This is a genomic window from Salibacterium aidingense DSM 18341, assembly GCF_000429685.1.
In the GTDB taxonomy this organism is placed as follows: domain Bacteria; phylum Bacillota; class Bacilli; order Bacillales; family Marinococcaceae; genus Salibacterium; species Salibacterium aidingense.
On the sequence record NZ_AUCI01000007.1, the window covers coordinates 69,413 to 87,821 of the forward strand.

16 protein-coding genes and 1 pseudogene are annotated in these 18,409 nt (G+C 45.9%); 6 read left to right on the top strand and 11 right to left on the bottom strand.

From position 1 onward, the window contains the following. Positions 1–250: 250 nt before the first annotated feature. Both cysI and G475_RS0107945 read right to left on the bottom strand, forming a co-directional pair. Positions 251–1,972, bottom strand: a complete 1,722-nt coding sequence (gene cysI, locus G475_RS0107940; protein ID WP_026700820.1) for an assimilatory sulfite reductase (NADPH) hemoprotein subunit — start codon at positions 1,970–1,972, stop codon at positions 251–253. 27 nt (positions 1,973–1,999) lie between these two features. Then, the gene (locus G475_RS0107945) at positions 2,000–3,868 is read right to left on the bottom strand and encodes an assimilatory sulfite reductase (NADPH) flavoprotein subunit (protein ID WP_026700821.1); all 1,869 of its coding nucleotides are present in this window, start codon (positions 3,866–3,868) and stop codon (positions 2,000–2,002) included. A gap of 345 nt (positions 3,869–4,213) precedes the next feature. On the opposite strand from G475_RS0107945, the gene G475_RS27155 reads away from it, so the two are divergent. After that, on the top strand, positions 4,214–4,384 hold the full coding sequence (locus G475_RS27155) for a hypothetical protein (RefSeq protein WP_156911652.1): 171 nt from the start codon (positions 4,214–4,216) through the stop codon (positions 4,382–4,384). A 30-nt stretch (positions 4,385–4,414) separates the two neighbouring features. Here the strand turns inward: G475_RS27155 and wrbA are convergent, their stop codons facing one another. Both wrbA and G475_RS24530 read right to left on the bottom strand, forming a co-directional pair. Next, complete coding sequence (gene wrbA, locus G475_RS0107955; RefSeq protein ID WP_026700822.1) at positions 4,415–5,023, bottom strand: NAD(P)H:quinone oxidoreductase; 609 nt, start codon at positions 5,021–5,023, stop codon at positions 4,415–4,417. Positions 5,024–5,121: 98 nt separating this feature from the next. Next, the gene (locus G475_RS24530; protein ID WP_051302312.1) at positions 5,122–5,601 is read right to left on the bottom strand and encodes a MarR family winged helix-turn-helix transcriptional regulator; all 480 of its coding nucleotides are present in this window, start codon (positions 5,599–5,601) and stop codon (positions 5,122–5,124) included. Positions 5,602–5,849: 248 nt separating this feature from the next. On the opposite strand from G475_RS24530, the pseudogene G475_RS28005 reads away from it, so the two are divergent. From G475_RS28005 to G475_RS0107980, 3 genes and pseudogenes are all read left to right on the top strand, one after another. After that, positions 5,850–6,969: pseudogene (locus G475_RS28005) on the top strand (NCS2 family permease). A 12-nt stretch (positions 6,970–6,981) separates the two neighbouring features. Then, positions 6,982–7,524, top strand: a complete 543-nt coding sequence (locus G475_RS0107970; RefSeq protein WP_026700823.1) for a phosphoribosyltransferase family protein — start codon at positions 6,982–6,984, stop codon at positions 7,522–7,524. A gap of 392 nt (positions 7,525–7,916) precedes the next feature. After that, a complete protein-coding gene (locus G475_RS0107980) occupies positions 7,917–8,759 on the top strand; it encodes a protein-glutamine gamma-glutamyltransferase (protein WP_026700825.1) in 843 nt (280 codons plus the stop codon). 6 nt (positions 8,760–8,765) lie between these two features. On the opposite strand, the gene G475_RS0107985 is transcribed toward G475_RS0107980, so the two are convergent. The 3 genes from G475_RS0107985 to G475_RS0107995 all read right to left on the bottom strand — a co-directional run bounded on the left by G475_RS0107985 (position 8,766) and on the right by G475_RS0107995 (position 11,659). Beyond that, complete coding sequence (locus G475_RS0107985) at positions 8,766–9,056, bottom strand: hypothetical protein (RefSeq protein ID WP_051302314.1); 291 nt, start codon at positions 9,054–9,056, stop codon at positions 8,766–8,768. A gap of 63 nt (positions 9,057–9,119) precedes the next feature. Next, on the bottom strand, positions 9,120–9,320 hold the full coding sequence (locus tag G475_RS0107990; RefSeq protein WP_026700827.1) for a hypothetical protein: 201 nt from the start codon (positions 9,318–9,320) through the stop codon (positions 9,120–9,122). A gap of 287 nt (positions 9,321–9,607) precedes the next feature. Next, entirely contained in the window at positions 9,608–11,659 is a 2,052-nt protein-coding gene (locus G475_RS0107995) for a catalase (protein ID WP_026700828.1), read from the bottom strand. 170 nt (positions 11,660–11,829) lie between these two features. Here G475_RS0107995 and G475_RS0108000 point away from each other — a divergent pair, with 170 nt between their 5' ends. Further along, complete coding sequence (locus G475_RS0108000) at positions 11,830–12,579, top strand: sulfite exporter TauE/SafE family protein (protein WP_026700829.1); 750 nt, start codon at positions 11,830–11,832, stop codon at positions 12,577–12,579. A gap of 80 nt (positions 12,580–12,659) precedes the next feature. Then, positions 12,660–14,222 (top strand): FAD-dependent oxidoreductase, encoded by a 1,563-nt coding sequence (locus G475_RS0108005; RefSeq protein ID WP_026700830.1) that lies wholly within the window; start codon positions 12,660–12,662, stop codon positions 14,220–14,222. A gap of 230 nt (positions 14,223–14,452) precedes the next feature. Here the strand turns inward: G475_RS0108005 and G475_RS0108015 are convergent, their stop codons facing one another. The 4 genes from G475_RS0108015 to G475_RS0108030 form a co-directional block, all read right to left on the bottom strand. After that, entirely contained in the window at positions 14,453–15,133 is a 681-nt protein-coding gene (locus G475_RS0108015; RefSeq protein ID WP_026700832.1) for a M50 family metallopeptidase, read from the bottom strand. Between the two features lie 13 nt (positions 15,134–15,146). Continuing rightward, on the bottom strand, positions 15,147–16,364 hold the full coding sequence (locus G475_RS0108020) for an MFS transporter (RefSeq protein WP_051302316.1): 1,218 nt from the start codon (positions 16,362–16,364) through the stop codon (positions 15,147–15,149). Between the two features lie 35 nt (positions 16,365–16,399). Next, positions 16,400–17,485, bottom strand: coding sequence for an NAD(P)/FAD-dependent oxidoreductase (locus G475_RS0108025; protein ID WP_026700834.1), 1,086 nt, complete (start codon positions 17,483–17,485; stop codon positions 16,400–16,402). Positions 17,486–17,557: 72 nt separating this feature from the next. Beyond that, positions 17,558–18,409 carry a CvfB family protein gene (locus G475_RS0108030; RefSeq protein ID WP_026700835.1) on the bottom strand — a complete coding sequence of 284 codons (852 nt, stop codon included), beginning with the start codon at positions 18,407–18,409 and terminating at the stop codon, positions 17,558–17,560.

Sequence of the window (18,409 nt, forward strand, 5' to 3'; positions counted from 1 at the left end):
TTATCAACCATTTGATTTCCTCTTATTCCCTCATGTGTTTCTAATTCGTCTATGACTGGATAATAACTTTTATTATTAGGGTAATCCGCACAGTCCTGATCTCTGCTGGTCATCTCTATTGGCGGGAGAACGGTCGTTTCCTCGGGCATTCGGCAAATATGGGACCTTTCGCTGCGGTTGCTGAACACACCTGGAAAGCGATGGAAAAGCAAAAAAGCAAGGCCCTTATAGGAACCTTGCTGTGTGTGATTTAATCATGAAATTGAAGGCCGGAGTGAACCGCTTCTACATAACCTGCCCGGATGACATAATCACCGAAATGTTCTTCTTCGTCTCTTTCTTTGGCATATTCAAATAAAATGGGACGAAGGGTGTTTAATATTTCCTCTTCACCGATATTTTCCCGGTACAATTTGTTTAGGCGTTCACCGGCAAAGCCGCCTCCCAGATACATATTGTATTTTCCGGGCGCTTTTCCAATAAAACCGATTTCTCCCAACGTCGACCGTGCACAGCCATTTGGACAGCCGGTCATTCGGATGGTAATTTCGTTATCCTGAAGTCCAGCTTCCTCCACAATGCCTTCCAGCTTATCAATAAGGGAGGGCAGGTAGCGTTCTGACTCAGCCATGGCCAGACCGCATGTCGGAAAAGCCACACAGGCCATGGCATTTCTTCGCAGGGCAGAATCGCGTTTTCCGTCCGATAGTCCGTATTGTTCCACCAGTTCGTTGATCTTTTTCTTTTTTTGGCTGGTGACATTGCCGATTATAAGATTCTGGTTTGGACTGAGTCGGAATTCGCCGGTATGAATTTTTGCGATTTCGCGCAGGGCCGTCATCAATTGATAATCCTCCGAGTCTTTAATCCGGCCGTTTTGAATGAAAAGCGTAAGATGCCAGCGGTTGTTGCTGCCTTTTACCCAGCCGTAACGGTCTCCGTTATGCTCAAAATGATACGGACGCTCTTCTTCCAGACTCCAGCCGAGGCGTTCCGTTAATTCGTTTTTCAACCAATCGAGGCCCCGGGCATCGATCGTATATTTAAACCTGGCATTTTTGCGATTGGAACGATTGCCGTAGTCGCGCTGGATCGTAAGCAGTTTTTCCACCGTGTCGATGACATGCTCGGGGCGGCAGAAACCAATGACGCGGCCGATCTGCGGGTAAGTCTCGGATTCTCCATGTGTCATACCGAGACCTCCGCCGACAGAAATGTTAAAACCCTGCAGTGAACCGTCTTCTACGATTGCAATCAACCCGATATCCTGGGAAAATACGTCAATATCATTGGATGGCGGCACCGCAATCCCGATTTTAAACTTCCGCGGGAGATACACATCCTTATAGATTGGTTCCACTTCCTCCGGTTCGGAGCTGTCCACTACTTTTTCTTCATCCAGCCAGATTTCATGATAGGCTTTTGTCCGGGGAAGCAGATGTTCACTGATATCTTTAGCATATCTCTGTATTTCTTCGTGGATGTCTGACTCGTGAGGATTAGGAGCTCCCATCACATTCCGATTAACATCCCCGCAGGCAGCAATCGTATCCAGCATGGCTTCATTCATGGCCTGCATGTTTTTTTTCATATTCCATTTTAGAATACCGTGCATTTGAAAGGTCTGCCGTGTGGTTAAGCGAAGGGTTCCGTTGCCGTATTCGTGGGCAATGCGATCCATCGTCAGCCATTGTTCGGGGGTGGCTGTTCCTCCAGGTAAACGAACCCTGACCATAAATGAATATGCCGGCTCCAATTTCTGTTTGCGGCGTTCATTACGGACATCCCGGTCATCCTGCATATAACTGCCGTGAAACTTGGTCAATTGGGCATCATCGGCCGTTATATTGGCGGTGAGAGGGTCAGCCAAAGACTCTTCGATGGTGCCGCGTAAATAGCTGCTTTCCCGTTTTATTCGTTCGTTATCACTTGGAGGTCCTTCCTGGACCGGAGCCGTTTTATTTTTTTCCATGTTATTTGATCTCCTTTCCCTCTCTTTTTAATACACATCCCGCTGATATCGTTTCTGCTGCTGCATGTTCTCCAGGTACGCGTCAGCATCCTGTTCACTCATACGGCCTTCCTGCTGCAGAATCGTTTTTATCGCCTCATGGACGTCGCTTGCCATATATTGTTCATCCCCGCAGACATAAACCACGGCACCTTCCATCAGCCACTCATAAAAATCCCGGCTTTTTTCGAGCATACGGTGCTGGACATATACCTTTTTCCCAGTGTCGCGGGAAAACGCCACATCCATTCTCGTTAATACGCCCTCTTTCAACCAGCGCTGCCATTCCACTTGATAGAGAAAATCCGTGGTAAAATGCTGCTCTCCAAAAAAGAACCATGTTTTTCCTTCCGCTTCGATTTCCTCCCGCTCTTCCATAAAAGCACGGAATGGGGCCGCCCCTGTTCCGGGTCCGATCATAATAATCGGAGTATCGGGATCCTCCGGAAGCTTGAAATTTGGGTTCTTCTGAATGAAGACGGGAAGCTGGTCTCCTATTTCCGACCGTTCGGCACATTGGCCGGAACATACGCCCATTCTTTGACGGCCGTGGGCATCATACCTTACGGTTCCGATAGTCAGGTGGACCTCCTCCGGGTTAGCGGTGCCGCTGCTTGCAATCGAATACAGGCGTGGCGGTATTTTCCGGAGAATTGGAAGAAATTCACTGACCGGAACATTCCAAGGGGCAAAATCGCGTCCAAAGTCGATTAAATCCCGCCCATTTATATAATTGCGAAGATCATCTTCCCTGCCTTCTTTCACAAGTTCCTGCAGCTCCTTATTATCGGAAAGTGGTGCTGCTTTTTCCAACAGCGGTTTCGTAAGCACAGTAATCTCATACGTGCTAATGAGAGCATCCCGCACTGTTTTTGTATCACCTTTTTTATTCACGACAACGAGTTCATCCGGATCCCAGCTCATCTCATCGATCAGCTTATCCGCCAGCTCTGGATCATTTTCCGGATAAATGCCGACACTGTCGCCTGGTTCAAATTCCAGATTGGAGCCTTCCAGGGACAGCTCCAGATGTCTCGTTTCCTTATTCGACCCTCTGCCGCTTAAGTTGATATTTTCCAGAAGTTCAGCTTTAAAGGGGTTGGTTCTGGAATAGGACGGCTGAGGTGCAGCAGGAGCCCCTGCACCGGCCGGCTGCGGCTGTGGAACCGGCTGTGTTTCTGCTTTACTTTGTTCAAGCTCTTTGTTTAACGCTTCTACAACGCCTTCCATCCATTCTGCTGCGTCTTCGTCAAAATCAACGTCACAATCCACTCGATCGTAGATCCGCTGTCCTCCTAACTCCTCCAGACGTTTATCGAAATCTTTTCCCGTCTGGCAGAAATACTCATAGGAGGTATCCCCCAGGGACAATACAGAAAAATTTACATGGTCCAGTTTCGGTGCTTTTCTTCCATGCAGGAATTCATAAAAAGACAACGCATTATCCGGCGGATCGCCTTCTCCATGGGTGCTTACGATCACAAAGAGGTTCTCCGCTTTTTTCAGGGCATTTGTTTTAAAATCATCCATGGAAGAAAGGGAGACATTGTAGTCCTGGGCTTTTAGCTGACCAGATAATTCTTCAGCTACTCCCTGCCCGTTCCCTGTCTGAGACCCAAAAAGGATAGTCACGTCTTTAGATACTGCTGGAGCAGCCGGCTGGGATTGAGTACCGGGGGCTGCTTCTGGAGCCATAGGGACAGCCGTGGCCGCAGCTTCTGCCGAGACGGCAGAAGGGGAAGCGGTGATGTAACCGCTCAGCCAGATTTTCTGTTGTTCGGTCAGGGTTGGCAGCAATCGGTTAAGGAGCTCTATCTGCTCTTCGTCGAAGGGACTGTTGTTTACTTGAAGCTGCAATGATCATACACCTCGCAAAGGAATAATATGAATCGAATAATTTCCCGTTTCCTCTATTTATATATGAAAATCGTTGTGAAAAGGAAAACGATGATATATAAGCAGATGGACGTTTACATTCGATCGAATTGATTATTAATCATCGTATCTTCATTATCCCTATCTGTCAAGTTGGTTTTAGGGTACTCTTTCCCATGTTACCGCGGAATGACTCGTATACAGATTCTCATCCATTCTATTTAAATTGTTAATGATAGATATTTAATATGATAATAAAAGCATAAATGAAGAAAACTACGCATATATATAATATTAGGGAAAGAGTATGGAGGAAGGAGGAATACGTTGAGTCAAAACGAGAAAAAACTACAGAACGCATATTATGATTACTACAAAGACAACAGAGAACGAATGGAAAAGAACAATTTATCCGCTCTGACAAAATACTCAAATAAAAATAATGGCATTCCGTATGATATTTCCAAATGGGTGCATGAAAAAAACCGCCGTCCTTAAGAAGGATGGCGGTTTTCCATTCGGGCGTTGTTATTGGCCGTTTTTCACCCAGGTGGCGACTTGTACTGTTCTTCTCGTTTGATGCTTAACAGCCGGCTCGATATCTGTCTGCATGTTTCCTTCTCCGTCCACCGTAACGGATGTGCCGTAAGGGTTGCCGCCGGTGCTGAATGTCACGGGATCACTATAGCCGGGAGCTGCAATGATCGCACCCCAGTGCATCATGGTGGTGTAAAGGCTTTTGACGGTAGCTTCCTGACCGCCGTGGTCGTTCATCGCAGAACTCATCCCGCTGACGACTTTGTTAACAAGTTTCCCTTCTCCCCACAATCCACCGGTCTGATCCAGAAACTGCTTCATTTGCGCCGGAAGGTTTCCAAATCGTGTCGGCATACTGAAAAGGATCGCGTCTGCCCAGTCCAGATCTTCCGGCTTGGCTTCCGGTATGTCTTTTGTCTCTTCCAGGTGCGCTTTCCAGGCCGGATTAGAGTCAATGGCCGCCTGCGGGGCCAGTTCTGAAGCGCGGGCCAGATATACATTAGCGCCTGCTTCTTTGGCTGCTTCTTCTGCCCACTTTGCCATTTTATAGTTTGTGCCTGTAGAACTGTAATAAACAATTGCTATGTTTACTGTTGTCATTTTATCATCGCTCCTTTTTGATTTAAATATATCAAGTAAACCCATTTTCCCCTTCCCCCTTCCTTCAGCCGTGGAGTGAACTACCTTCTGCCGTCTTCCTAATCATCTGTCTTCGAACGAATCACCTCCTGTGTAGAATCATCTATGTTTCTTCCCAGTCTTTTAAGCATAGGAATCATTTGTTCTTTTTCTTCGTCCGATAAGGTAGAAAACAATTCATGAATGCGGGCGGCGTGTTTTGGAAAAATGTCGTCCATCAAATTCCGCCCCTTTTCCGTAATGACAGCATAAATCACCCGACGGTCTTCCGGACACCGTTCCCTTATCAATAATTCCTGTTTTTCCAATTTATCGATGACATAGGTCATACTTCCGCTTGTGATCAAAATCCGCTTGCCAATGTGCTGAATCGGCTGCCTGCCTTTGTGATACAAAAGCTCCAGCACCGCAAAAGCATTCGGATTCAGGCCGTGGTTTTTCATATCCTGCAATAAATGTTTTTCTAAGGAATGATAAGCTTTAGATAACACCACAAACGTTTTTAAAGAAAGATTCGAATCTTCTCCGGATTGATTCATGATTACCATCACTTTCTATTTAAATATCTCTAATTAAATTATCTTTAATTAAGTATATTATAATAAAAACAAAAATAAGAAGCAAATGAGAAACCCGCAGATCTTTTTCTTCATGATTGTTGTCGAATGTTGTATCCTATGGTATTTTAACAAATGTCGGTACTTTATATTTATTATTTTATAAAACATTCCCTGAAAAACGAACATTAATTCAAATTTTGTTCTTTTGATTCGCGCTTTTATAAAAAATGGATAATGTTCGATTGCCCGGGGATGAGAAAGGAAGAAAACGATTGGATATTTTAAAGGACATTTTGGCTGCGCTGAGCGGTGTTTTAAACGGCCTGCCTCAGGGGCTGCTGGCCCTTGCTTTCGGATTTGCTTCTATCCCTACCGCTGCCGCTTTTGTTATAGGGGCCGTAGGGAATGCTGCAACAAATAATGTCGCTGTTATTTCTTATCAGGCAGAAACGATAACGGTAGCCGGAACCATGGGCCGCAGCATGAGAGAAAGGCTGTCGATGATATTTATTGGAGCTGCCATTCTGCTGGTGGTCGGTCTCTTCGGTGTGCTGGAATGGGTGATGGACTGGATCGGTCCTGTGATTATTAACGGAATGATGGCCGGTGTCGGTATCATGCTATCCAAAGTAGCATGGGATACGGCGAAAAATGACCGCGTCGTAGGTATTAGTTCATTTGCCAGCGCCCTGCTTGTTTATATGGCAACAGAAGATTTAGTTTATACGATAACGGTCTCCGTCGTGCTGGCAGGAATTATCGCTAATCTTCAAAAGAAAAACACAAGCGTCAATAAAGAAGAAGCCCGTCAAAATGAAGGGTTTAAAATGCAGAAGATTATTTTCCAGCCCGATGGTTCTCCGCGGGGCTATGGCAATGGTCTGCTTAAATATCAGTGCAAATATTGCGTTTGGGCGTATTAATCAGGATATCGCGGGCACGGAAGTAAACATCGACACGCTTACAATAATCAGCAGTCTGGCTGATATGGCCTCTTCGCTGTTTGGCGGGGCCCCGGTTGAGATTATTATATCAGCGACGGCAAGTGCTCCCCACGCCGTTTGGTCCGGTGTTCTTATGATGGCACTGATGGCCATCATTTTATTCGCCGGGTGGCTGCCGAAAATAGGAAGATATGTCCCCAGTGCTTCCATCTCCGGATTTTTATTTGTGCTTGGCGCTATTGTGACGCTTCCTTCCAATGCAGCGGCAGCATTGGCTGGAGAAGGAGCAGGGTCCGGGCTGGTCGGCGGTATGACGATGGCGGTCACGGCGTTTACCGATCCATTTCTGGGTATGCTTGCAGGTATTATTATCGAATTTTTAATTGGAGTATTTGGATTTTAAGGAGGATTATGGATGTCTACGTATACATTACATCTGGGAGGAGTCACAAGAGAACTCCCGATCATCGCAGTATCTGATGAAGTAAGCATCGCAAGCTTTGTCATTTTAGGGGATACCGAAATTGTTCAAACCGCCGCTCCGCTTCTTGCCGACAAGCTCCCCCCTGTAGATATGCTGGTAACGGCAGAAGCCAAAGGGATTCCGTTTGTTTATGAACTTTCCAAACAACTTGGTATGAAGCGCTATATCGTTGCGAGAAAAAGTGTTAAACCATATATGAAGAATCCAATCGTGGACAAAGCTTCTTCCATCACAACCCAGAAAGAACAGCAGCTTGTCCTGGAAGAAAGGGATGCAGCCCTATTGGAAGGAAAAAGAATTGCGCTGGTGGATGATGTGATTAGTACCGGAGAATCTCTGCTTGCTCTGGAGAAGCTGGTAACCAGGGCGGGAGGAAACGTGATGACCAAAGCAGCCATTTTGGCCGAAGGAAACGCCGCAGCCATGGAAGACATCACATTTTTAGAAACCCTGCCTTTATTTAAGAAAGAATAAAGGGAGTCTGGGAAAAACGAAATGACTTCTCCCGAAAGACGAATTATAGATAGTAACGTAGGACATGCAAACGGCTATGTCTCCTGAACGCTGCAGTTCCTTCTCATAGCGGAGGCCGGCCACGCCGATCATACAGCGGTATCCTCCGTTCCCATTGGATGTTTTAAGAGGGCAGATGCCGCATGAAAAAATCTGAACGATGCCAAATTCTAATGGAGAATGTATGATAATCGTTCGGATTTTTATCTGGCCTATATGATTTTGTCTCAGCCTCTTTTTGATTCCTGAAGCATTTACTGGTGCTTGTCTATTCGCGATCCTTTGCATATTTCTTCCTGCCGCCCAATATAATGTATTAATCTTCAACTTATATTGGAATGAGGTTGAAACCGATGATCTATCTTTCCGGCTCTTTGCTTCAGCAGCCTCCCTCCACGATATCGGGTGAAACAGAAACAATGATTTTTCAGCGGCTGCAAAACGATAACGCTGCTCATTCATACCAATCCTTGGATGAATTGTTATTCGAACTCCAACTTCGAAAAAATATTATCAACAGCTCCCATGCATTACATCAGAGTGACGCTGCTTTTGAAATTTTCGCAGAAACCCGTGCTAATCCGGAATATTGGAACGTGACTAATGCCGGGGGGCTCAGGCTTCGATATGGGAGGCAGCCTGCTGAAGCACTTTCGGATATATTCCGCAACAGCAGCGCCTACGGCTTTGAATGCGCTACTGCTATGATCATTATTTTTTATCATGCTGCCCTTCAGGTTATTGGAAAGACGGCTTTTAACAACCTCTTTCCTAATCTTTATTTATACAGCTGGCACATTGATTCTGATTTAGGCCTGGAATCTGTGCAGACTCCTTATTTTATTCCCGGTGATGTCGTGTACTTTAATAATCCGGACTTTAACAGCCAATCTCCCCAGTGGCGGGGGGAAAATGCGGTCGTATTAAACGAAAATTCCTATTTTGGTCATGGGATCGGCATCACTACCGAAGCAGAAATGATACGTATTTTAAACGACCTCCGAAATCCAGGGAGTCAGCAGTCCGCTTATCTTACAAATGTAGTAACCAGAGCGGACAGCAGCCGCTTATACCAACAGTCCCGGCCGTTTCGAAATAACAGTTGGATTCAGAAAATTCCATCTGTCGTCATTCAGCATAATGAAAATTCGATTTCTCATGAACGATACCAACAATATTTACATGACTGGAAATAGAAATCATTACCGTTTCACCGGTTTTAAAACAGTTCGCTGCATAGGAAGTCCTCCCATAGGGACGGTCCGGCCCTGCAGCAGATAAGATTTTCCGTCGACCAGAAAATAACCGTTTCCTTCATACACAGCATCATATCCTTTCTGGGTTAACTCCTTTTCCACCGCATCTCCGTGGTCTTTAAGGGTGGAATACCGATTTTTTAAAGTCAAGGAAATAAAGCCTTTACGATAGCCCAACATCCAATTAAAAAAGAGCAAAGCCGCTGCCGCAGCGATGATTTGGAAGAATAAGGACATGAAAATCCCTCCTGTATAAGTTTCTGTTATTTATATACGAAATCAGGAAGGGGTGGTTTCATTTCATTGGTAACGTTTTTCCATAGACCTCTGTTTTTCCATGACATCATAAGCTTTTTCGATAATATCTGTTAAAACGTCTCCTTTATAGACTTTGCCATACTTTGTATGTTTCTGATAGTACGCTGTGATTTCATCCAGCTGGTCTGCCGTTTCTTTCCGTACCCGTACATTCAGCTGGATTCTTTTTTCTTCGTTCTCCATGGATGGTCCCCCTGTTTTAATTTGCTATCATAGAGCTAGCAGTTGCTAGCATCATGATAGCATAGTTCGACGGAATAGAACATAAAAGCAGCAGCTTTTTTGCAGCCAGGGCAAAAAACGAGTCTGAATCATAATCACCACAAGACAAAAAATTTCTGAACGATCCTTCTATGAATTCGTTCAGAAATTTTTTGCGTCTCTATCGCTACTCCCTAACACAAACCGCGGAACATTTGTTTTGTCGCAACACTTTTTCTTATATTTTTCTTATATCCGTCAATCGTAGATTAGACGACTTTTCTTTCCCAAAAACGATGGGAAGCGACAGCTTTTACAAAGTCTGCTGTAAAGGAAGATGGATCCTCCCCTTTTAATACCCCCGGATAATTATCGAGTCCTGTTTCTTCCAGCCATGATTTACCTTCATGGGTGGCACCGATAGGTTTATAGTGGGAGAATGTTTCCTTGATAAAATCGTGGGTTTTCTTCTTAAACGTTTCATCTGTCTGGCTGCCCCCCACCACATATAACGCATCAAACAAAAGGGAGTCGGCTGTCAGGAACGTGTGCTGTACTTCAAGCTCCGGCCCGTCGCTTGCTTTACAGGTGCCCAGTCTGCTGCTGATGACTTCCGGGTGGATGCCTTCTTTTTTCAAACCAGCCAGTACTTCATTTACTTCGCTTCCTTTAAATCCTTCTCCGACAATGACACCGACTTTGCGGGTATCTGGTTTAAATTTCGTATTCTGCTGGCTTAATGCCGGCGAAGACTTTGTGACATCAGATCCGCCCTCTTGCGGCACTCTCACTCCGAGTGCTTTTGCCACAGGCTGGGCAAGGTCAAGGGAGATATTAGAAAGCATATCCACCACCTGCTGCTGCACAGAAGTACTTTCACATTTGCCGAGCTCAAAACTGAAGCCGCCAATAATGTGTTGTTTTTCTACATCGCTCATGCTGTTCCAGAATAACGCTGCCTGGGAGAAGTGGTCTCTGAAGCTATCACTTCTGGCTCTGATTTTGTGTCCTTCCACTTTTTCCTGATAATGAACGTAACCGCCTTCCTCTTCGCTGGCTGGCTCCGGGGTGTTATCAGCGAGTGAGTTTTTGTGGTAGCTGACCTGGCCGGTATTAATCGTCATACGGCCCTGCGCATCCCGCTGGTTGTTGTGGAAGGGGCAGACTGGACGATTAATCGGAAGTTCATGGAAGTTAGGACCGCCGAGTCTTGAAATCTGCGTATCGGTATAGGAGAACAAGCGTCCCTGCAGCAATGGATCATTGGAAAAATCAATACCTGAGACCACATGTCCCGGATGGAAAGCAGCCTGTTCTGTTTCTGCGAATACGTTATCTACGTTCCGATTCAAGGTCAATTTACCGACTTTTTTAACTGGGACGTCTTCTTCCGGCCACACTTTTGTTGGATCTAAAATATCGAAATCAAACTTGAATTCTTCGTCTTCTCTAATGATTTGAAACCCGAGTTCCCATTCGGGGTAATCGCCGTTTTCAATCGCTTCATATAAATCACGACGGTGGAAATCGATATCTTTGCCGGAAAGTTTCTGGGCTTCATCCCACACGAGAGAATGAACGCCGAGAACCGGCTTCCAGTGAAATTTAACAAAATGGGCTTCTCCTTTGTCGTTTACAAGCCGAAACGTATGAACGCCGAATCCTTCCATCATGCGGAAGCTTCGCGGAATACCGCGGTCCGACATCGCCCACATCGCCATATGGGCAGATTCCTGGTTGTTTGCGACGAAATCCCAGAACGTGTCATGCGCAGACCCGCCCTGTGGCATTTCATTATGAGGTTCCGGTTTCACGGCATGAACAAGATCCGGAAATTTCATGGCATCCTGGATAAAAAAGATTGGAATATTGTTTCCTACTAAATCAAAATTGCCTTCATCTGTATAAAACTTTGTCGCAAATCCCCGTACGTCCCTTACGGTATCAGGAGATCCTTTCGAGCCCTGTACCGTAGAAAACCGGACGAATACAGGTGTTGTTTTGTTCGGATCTGTTAAAAAATCGGCTTTGGTGTAGTCTTTCATTGAATCATCATACACTTGAAATTCGCCATGAGCCGCATAACCGCGGGCGTGCACAATCCGTTCCGGAATACGTTCATGGTCGAAATGAGTCATCTTTTCTCTAAAATGAAAGTCTTCCATTAACGTAGGACCGCGTTCCCCCGCTTTTAAGGAAAACTCATCCTCCGACACTTTCTGACCTTGGTTGGTCGTCATTTTTTTTCCCTGGTCATACGCTCTGTATCCTTCCAGCTGTTCATCTTTACGAGTCTTGTTATGGTTACGATGTTCACTCATTATGTTGAACCTCCCTTAAGGAAAGAATCTATGAACTTTTACCCGGCAGGACCTCACGGTTAAACATAAACTCCTGGAAAAATTACAAAACCCCTGAGGGAAAAAGCTCTGCGTTTTCATTTCCCGTAAAGTAGTTTCATAGTACAATTTTGGAAGAAAGGAGTCGTTTGATGTTTGATTTAAGTGTGGTACATATCATTCTTGTCCTAATATGCGCTCTTTTGATAGGAGTGGCAAAAACGGGACTGCCGACCTTAGGGATCCTGGTTGTAGCTGTGATGGCATCGATCTTTCCGGCAAGAGAGTCCATTGGAATTGTCCTGCCGATGCTGATAACGGCCGATGTAATCGCAGTAACCTACTATCGGCGCAATGTCAATTGGAAAACACTGTTTCGGCTCGTCCCCTGGGTCCTGGGTGGTCTTTTTCTTGGATTTATTGTTCTGTTTTTCGTGGAAGCGAGCCGCCCGATAGAAATCATGCTGGGTGGTATTATTCTTCTGATGATAGGCATTCAGCTTTCGAGGGAACGCTGGGGAGCATCCTGGACAGAAAATATCCCCCAATCCACCTGGTTTGCGGCTGGCATGGGAACACTTGCCGGGTTTACGACAATGATCGGTAATGCCGCGGGACCGGTTATGGCAATTTTTTTACTGGCGATTGCTCTACCCAAACAGGAATTTATAGGGACTGGGGCCTGGTTTTTTATATCGGTTAACCTCATTAAAGTACCAATGTATGCCATACTTGGGCTGATCACACCAGCGTCACTTACGTTTAATTTATGGCTCGCTCCCGTCATTCTGCTCGGTACTTATCTAGGTATTAAATGTCTGCCGCTTATCCCGCAGCGGACTTTTAATATCGCCGTCCTCGTCCTTGCTGTTTTTGGAGGGGTAAGGTTGTTAGTGGGGTAACAAAATCTCCAGATCTCCAGCATAAATGGTTATCCTTCTGTAAAGAATAAACGGTAGATTAAGTCATGGAGGGATAATCAATGTCATCACAACTGCCTCAATACCCCGAGCCTTATTGGAAAGATACAACCGAACTTCCTTCCTTTCACGCTCTGGAGGAAAATGAAAAAGCGGATGTTGTCCTCGTTGGAGGCGGTATTACCGGCCTGACTACTGCCTCTCTTTTAGCAAAAGAAGGGCTGCAGGTAGTACTGCTCGAAGCAGGACGGATCTTGAACGGAACAACCGGCCATACCACGGCCAAAGTCACCGCCCAGCACGGTCTCATTTACGATGAATTTATTCAACATATGGGACAAAGCAGCGCAAGACTTTACTATGAATCCCAGACCGAAGCGATGCAGTTCATTGAACAGACCATTAAGGAAAAACAAATCGAATGTGACTTCCAAAAGGAAAAAGCATATTTATATGCGGAAAATGAAGAGGTTGGCCGCAAGCTTGAAAAAGAATATGAGGCGTATCAAAGGCTGCACATCGAAGGAGAGCTCGAGAACGATATACCATTTCCAATCGAGGTACATAGCGCTCTTTCTATGCCGGCGCAGGCCCGCTTTCACCCTTTGCAGTATGTAAAGCATTTGATCCAGGAGGTTGTGGATCACGGCGGACGGATTTATGAAAATACCACAGCTGTCAATATCGATACCAAAGAAAATCAGGCGGCAGTGCTGACTAGAAACGATAAAAAAGTAACTGCTGACTCCATCATCAGCTGTACCCATTTTCCTTTTTACGAAGGGACTGGATTCTATTCCGGACGAATGTATGCGGATCGTTCATATGTGATCGCTGTAAAAACAAACACGCCTTATCCCGGCGGAATGTATCTAAATGCAGGCGAGCCTTCCCGTTCGCTCCGCTCGGCTTCCATGAACGGTGAAGAGCTTATACTCGTGGGCGGGGAAAGCCATAAGACAGGACAAGGCAGAGACACCCTGGAACATTATCAAGCCCTGCAGGAATTTGCCGGAAATTTGTTCGAAACCCCTGAGATCCTCTACCGGTGGTCGGCCCAGGATTTAACCACCCTTGATAAACTCCCTTATATTGGGGAAGTCACTACCACCCAGCCCAATGTTTTCATCGCCACCGGATTCCGGAAATGGGGCATGACAAACAGTACCGCTGCAGCACTGCTCCTGAAAGACCTGGTTATTAAAAAAGAGAATCCTTACAGTGAACTGTACAGTCCCGCGAGGTTTTATGCTGATCCAAGCATCAAACAATTTTTTAAAGAAAATATAGATGTCACCAAACATTTAATTAAAGGAAAACTGGAAATGCCGTCTTCCTCTATTGAAGGGTTAGCCAATGATGACGCAGCTGTTTTTATGGCGGATGGGCAGCGTAAAGGCGCTTATAAAGACAAAGAGGGACAGCTGTTTATTGTTGATACGACCTGTACACACGTTGGATGTGAAGTGGAATGGAATCACGGCGACAGAACGTGGGACTGCCCCTGCCACGGCTCCCGCTTCTCCTACACTGGAGAAGTCATCGAAGGACCGGCGGAGAAACCGCTCCAAAAACACAACCACTCTATGCTCGACAACCTGACAAGTAAGCATTCAGGGTATTAAAAAGAGACGAAGCTTCAACTGAAGCCGCTGAAAAGTATAAAGAATTTAGCGGAGCTGCCTTTTTATAAAGTGCCTAAAATAAAGAGAACGGGGAGCCCTATGCAGGCTTACGCTTCGGGCTCCGTCTGCAAAATCTTTCCTGACTTCTTTTTCCGCAGGACCTGCTCCGCTCTCACCTTCCGACCTTTTCAGCGGTTTCCTCCATCTTCGTCTTTTTGCCTCCGTTTTTTTTATAACCAAGTGGTCAGATCACTCACCGGAACCCCCGTCCACAACAGCAGGCCCCAGCCAAAGAAAACAATCCCCTGGCCTAGAAAAAATATTCCCCATATGGGAGTTGGAATAAAGGTGATGCGGGCTAGAATGGAAGCATCCCCAGCTTGTTCAGGACGTCTGAAACTAAGAAGAAATACGTGCCAGCAGCTGATGAAAGCCTGGACCAGAAGAACCAGGCCGCCTGCACTTAAGACCGTTTCTAAGACTTGAAACCATTCATAATACCATACGAGCAGCCCGCCTCCTAATAGAGAAAGCACCCAGAAGACCCCGAACGGGTTTCGAATCCAGAAAAATAAACTAAATAAAAGCAGCCCAAGGAGGCAGAGGCCCAATCCTGCAAACCAATCTAGGGAAAGCCCGTAGATAAACAAAACGGAGACGATGGAAGCGAAGGGATAGCCGGCAAGAGAAGTAATCAATAAGCCGGGTTTGTGATGACGGGTACCAGCAGCACCTTCCCTGCTGGAAAAAAGTGAAATAGAGGAAACATGGCCCCCGGTTAATAAAGCCGCAGCGGCGTGTCCGCATTCATGAACAAGGGTATGAAACGTAGATAAATACGTACCGATAACAGGGAGATATAATACCGCAGCAGCCGCTGCAACAGCCAGCAGGGAGAGAAATATTTCCACAACCACACCTCCTTTACGCGTCGTTTTTGAGTCTGCGTTTTAAAGTAACCATTGATAAAAAAGCAAGGAGGGGCCCCGGAAGAAGAAGTAAAAAAGCGAACTGCCATCCGATCCAAGCCTGTATCCAGGCGGTCAGCCAGATAATGATAATGGTAAGAGCATAACCGACGGCTAATTGAAAGGTCAAAGCCGAGCCTATGTATCTGGGATCTGCATGTTCTGTAACTAACGCTGAAAATTGAGCGGAATCGGCAATAATGGTAATTCCCCACACCATTCCCGCTATAGCAATCAGCCAGGCAGGAGCCCCATAAAGAAAACCGATAATGAATGTCATCGTTCCTGAAATACCAAGGGCGCCCATCGCCAGTGTTTCCCTCCCTATACGATCGGCAAGAATGCCTCCGGCCCAGGCTCCTAAAGAGCCAGATCCAATGATAATAAAGGTCAGAGCAGAAGCCAATATGGAAGGAGATTCCTGACCGCTTTCTTTAAAACTGTTTGTTAGAAATAGAGCCAGCCACGTCCACATGGCATACAGTTCCCAGGAATGTCCGAAATACCCGTAGTTTGCCAGTCTCACCGATTTATTTTTTAAAACCAGTGGAATCGCACGAGGGTTAAAACCACCTGATTTGGAGTGATGCGGACCGGGCGGCACCATCCCTTTCACTAGTATTCCAGCCAGGATCGAGCAAATGCCGGCAAGAAAAAGCACGGTTTCCCAGGAAGCAGCGGCCGATATCCGAAAAAGATGAGGAGCGGCAGAACCAAGAGTCAGAGCTCCCACAACCGCACCCAGCGCCATCCCCCTCCCCTTACGAAACCAGCTTGACGCGAGTTTAAGTCCGGGGCCGTATACCCCCGCCAGCGCCATTCCCGTCATAAAACGGCATAATAGAATAATAGACAGGACAGAAGGCAGATAAACCACAAGAATGGTTGTCCCCCCAGCTAAACAAGCGGACCAAAAAAAAAGCTGGTTTGGGAGTATACGATCCGGAAGGTTTAAAAAGGCAGAAAGCAGGGCCCCGGCTACAAATCCAGCCTGCACCATCATAGTGATAAGACTCGTTTCCATGTCATTCAACTGCCATATTCCTGTTATTTCCGGAAGGATTGCTGTTCCTGCAAACCAGGTGGCCATTGCTCCAGTCATCGCAGCGGCTAAAGCAACAAGCTTCAAGGGGGCGTCTTTCTTATTTTTTTCCGCATTGAAATAATCACTCATAGATACTATCCCCTGATTCGATTATGAAAATAGAATTATTTCATCCATACAAAAGGACGGAGAAGAAAACTGCCTGCCCTTACGATGTTTCTGTCTGTAGAAAATAACCGTTCTCCAATACGCCCATCCAATTGCTTCACAATAAAATTAAAAGCGTCATTATTTAATGTTTCCATTCCCCGGCGAAGAATGAACGAGTCGTGAAAGCTTTTTCGCAACGGCCTGGTGTAATCTTCGTATTTTCCATAACCGCAAATATCATAGGCGGCATAAATACCTGTCAGGATGGATTCAAACTGGCCGAAACCTAAAAATGGCATGATGGCGCCAAAGCAGTTGCCGGTAAAAAAGGTATTTCCGATACGCGGCGCGTGACAAAGGCCGATTTTATAATTCGTAATTTGAAATTGATCCGTGACGTGAAGATGCTGATTCACTTGAGCACAGGCGGAATTCAAAAGCAGCGCCCATTGCTTTTCTGTCTGTTCTTTTGAAGCAGAAACAGCATCCGGATATGCCATAACGAGGTTTGCTTTTGAAGAGGAAAGCGGAAGAAGGTAAGCATATCCGTTGGGAGCTATATCATTATTAAGCCAGACCCGGACGTGGTCGTTGTCAAATTCTCCTTCCACGATGGCACCTTTAAGGGAGACGGATAATTTTTCGGTGAAATTCCGCAGTTTTTCCGCATACGAGGCGTCCCCGGGGGCCAGTATGACATGTGTATATTCCCGAAGCATACTTTCATAAGACTTACTGGCATGGAACTGTATATCGGTTTGAAGCTGATCTGTTAACTGGTTTTCCAAAGACAAACGATGCCGGCCCCTGATATTAATGAATCCAGTTTGCGCATCAATAATCGCATTTTCGTTTTCCGAATGAAAGGATAACCGGTTAATCGGGCTGACTGGTTGAATATACAGCTGAAACTCTTCTGCCAGGTAACGAACTACATCATCGATCGGTTTGGTAAGAAAGGACATAAATGCTTCCCCGTTCACAAAACGGTCCCCGGTCCGGCTTCTTTTTTCAAAAATAGTGGGGGTAATGCCGTTTCTTTCCAGCATTATGGCACAGCTTAATCCTGACAAACCTGCCCCCATAATAGCCACTTTCATAAAAATCACTCCACGTATCATTTCTTTTCATTGTTTGATACCTGTTCATTTTTATGAAAGGTTTTTTGTCTTTTATTTTGTTCGAATCGTACCGCTTTTCGTTTGTTCGATCAAGCCTCTTTTCATTAATCGGCCGACAGCACGTTTGAAGGCTGCTTTACTGATATGAAATGTTTCCTGTATTGCCTCGGGATCACTCTTGTCGCTGAATGGGATTTCTCCGCGGTGGCGGGATAAGTGCAGCAGAATAGCGTGGGCATCCTCGTCCATACTCTCTAATTTATCAGGCCGCTGGGATATATTGATGGTTCCATCGTCTTTCACATCAATGACTCTTGCCTCTATCTCTTCCCCCATCCTCGGTTCTGCTCTTCGTTCCTGGTGATGAAGAAAAGCCCGGACCTGTCCATCAGTCCAAATGAAAGATCCTACTTTGCCGGCACGGTACACCCGGCCGGTGACGTGTTCGTTTAACATATCTTTGGACGCAGAGATGGATTGCTCCAAAATGACGTTTTCCTTTGCCGGTCTGGCTAGCAGCCGGCCCTGTTTGTCTTTGCTCAATATAACGTACAATTGGTCATTTGGCTGCGGCCACACGTCCTGCATAAACGGAAGATCATCTTTTGGAACGAGAATATCCTTTGGTAGATGAAGGTTCACAAACACTCCTAACGCTGGTACCACAGCTGCAACATCAGCCCAGCCATACGAAGCCGCCGTGGCTTCCGGAAGCCGCATGGTGGCAGCCGGCTTGCCGGCTTTATCTGTATATATAAAGACGTTTATCGAATCTCCGATATTTAAATCATCCACAGCTTCCTCCTCCGGGAGTCTAACATGATGAGTCCCGAGATTAAGAAGGTACGACTTTTGTTGTTTTTCCATAACAGTGGCCGTTTGAATCGTGCCTGGTTCTATCAT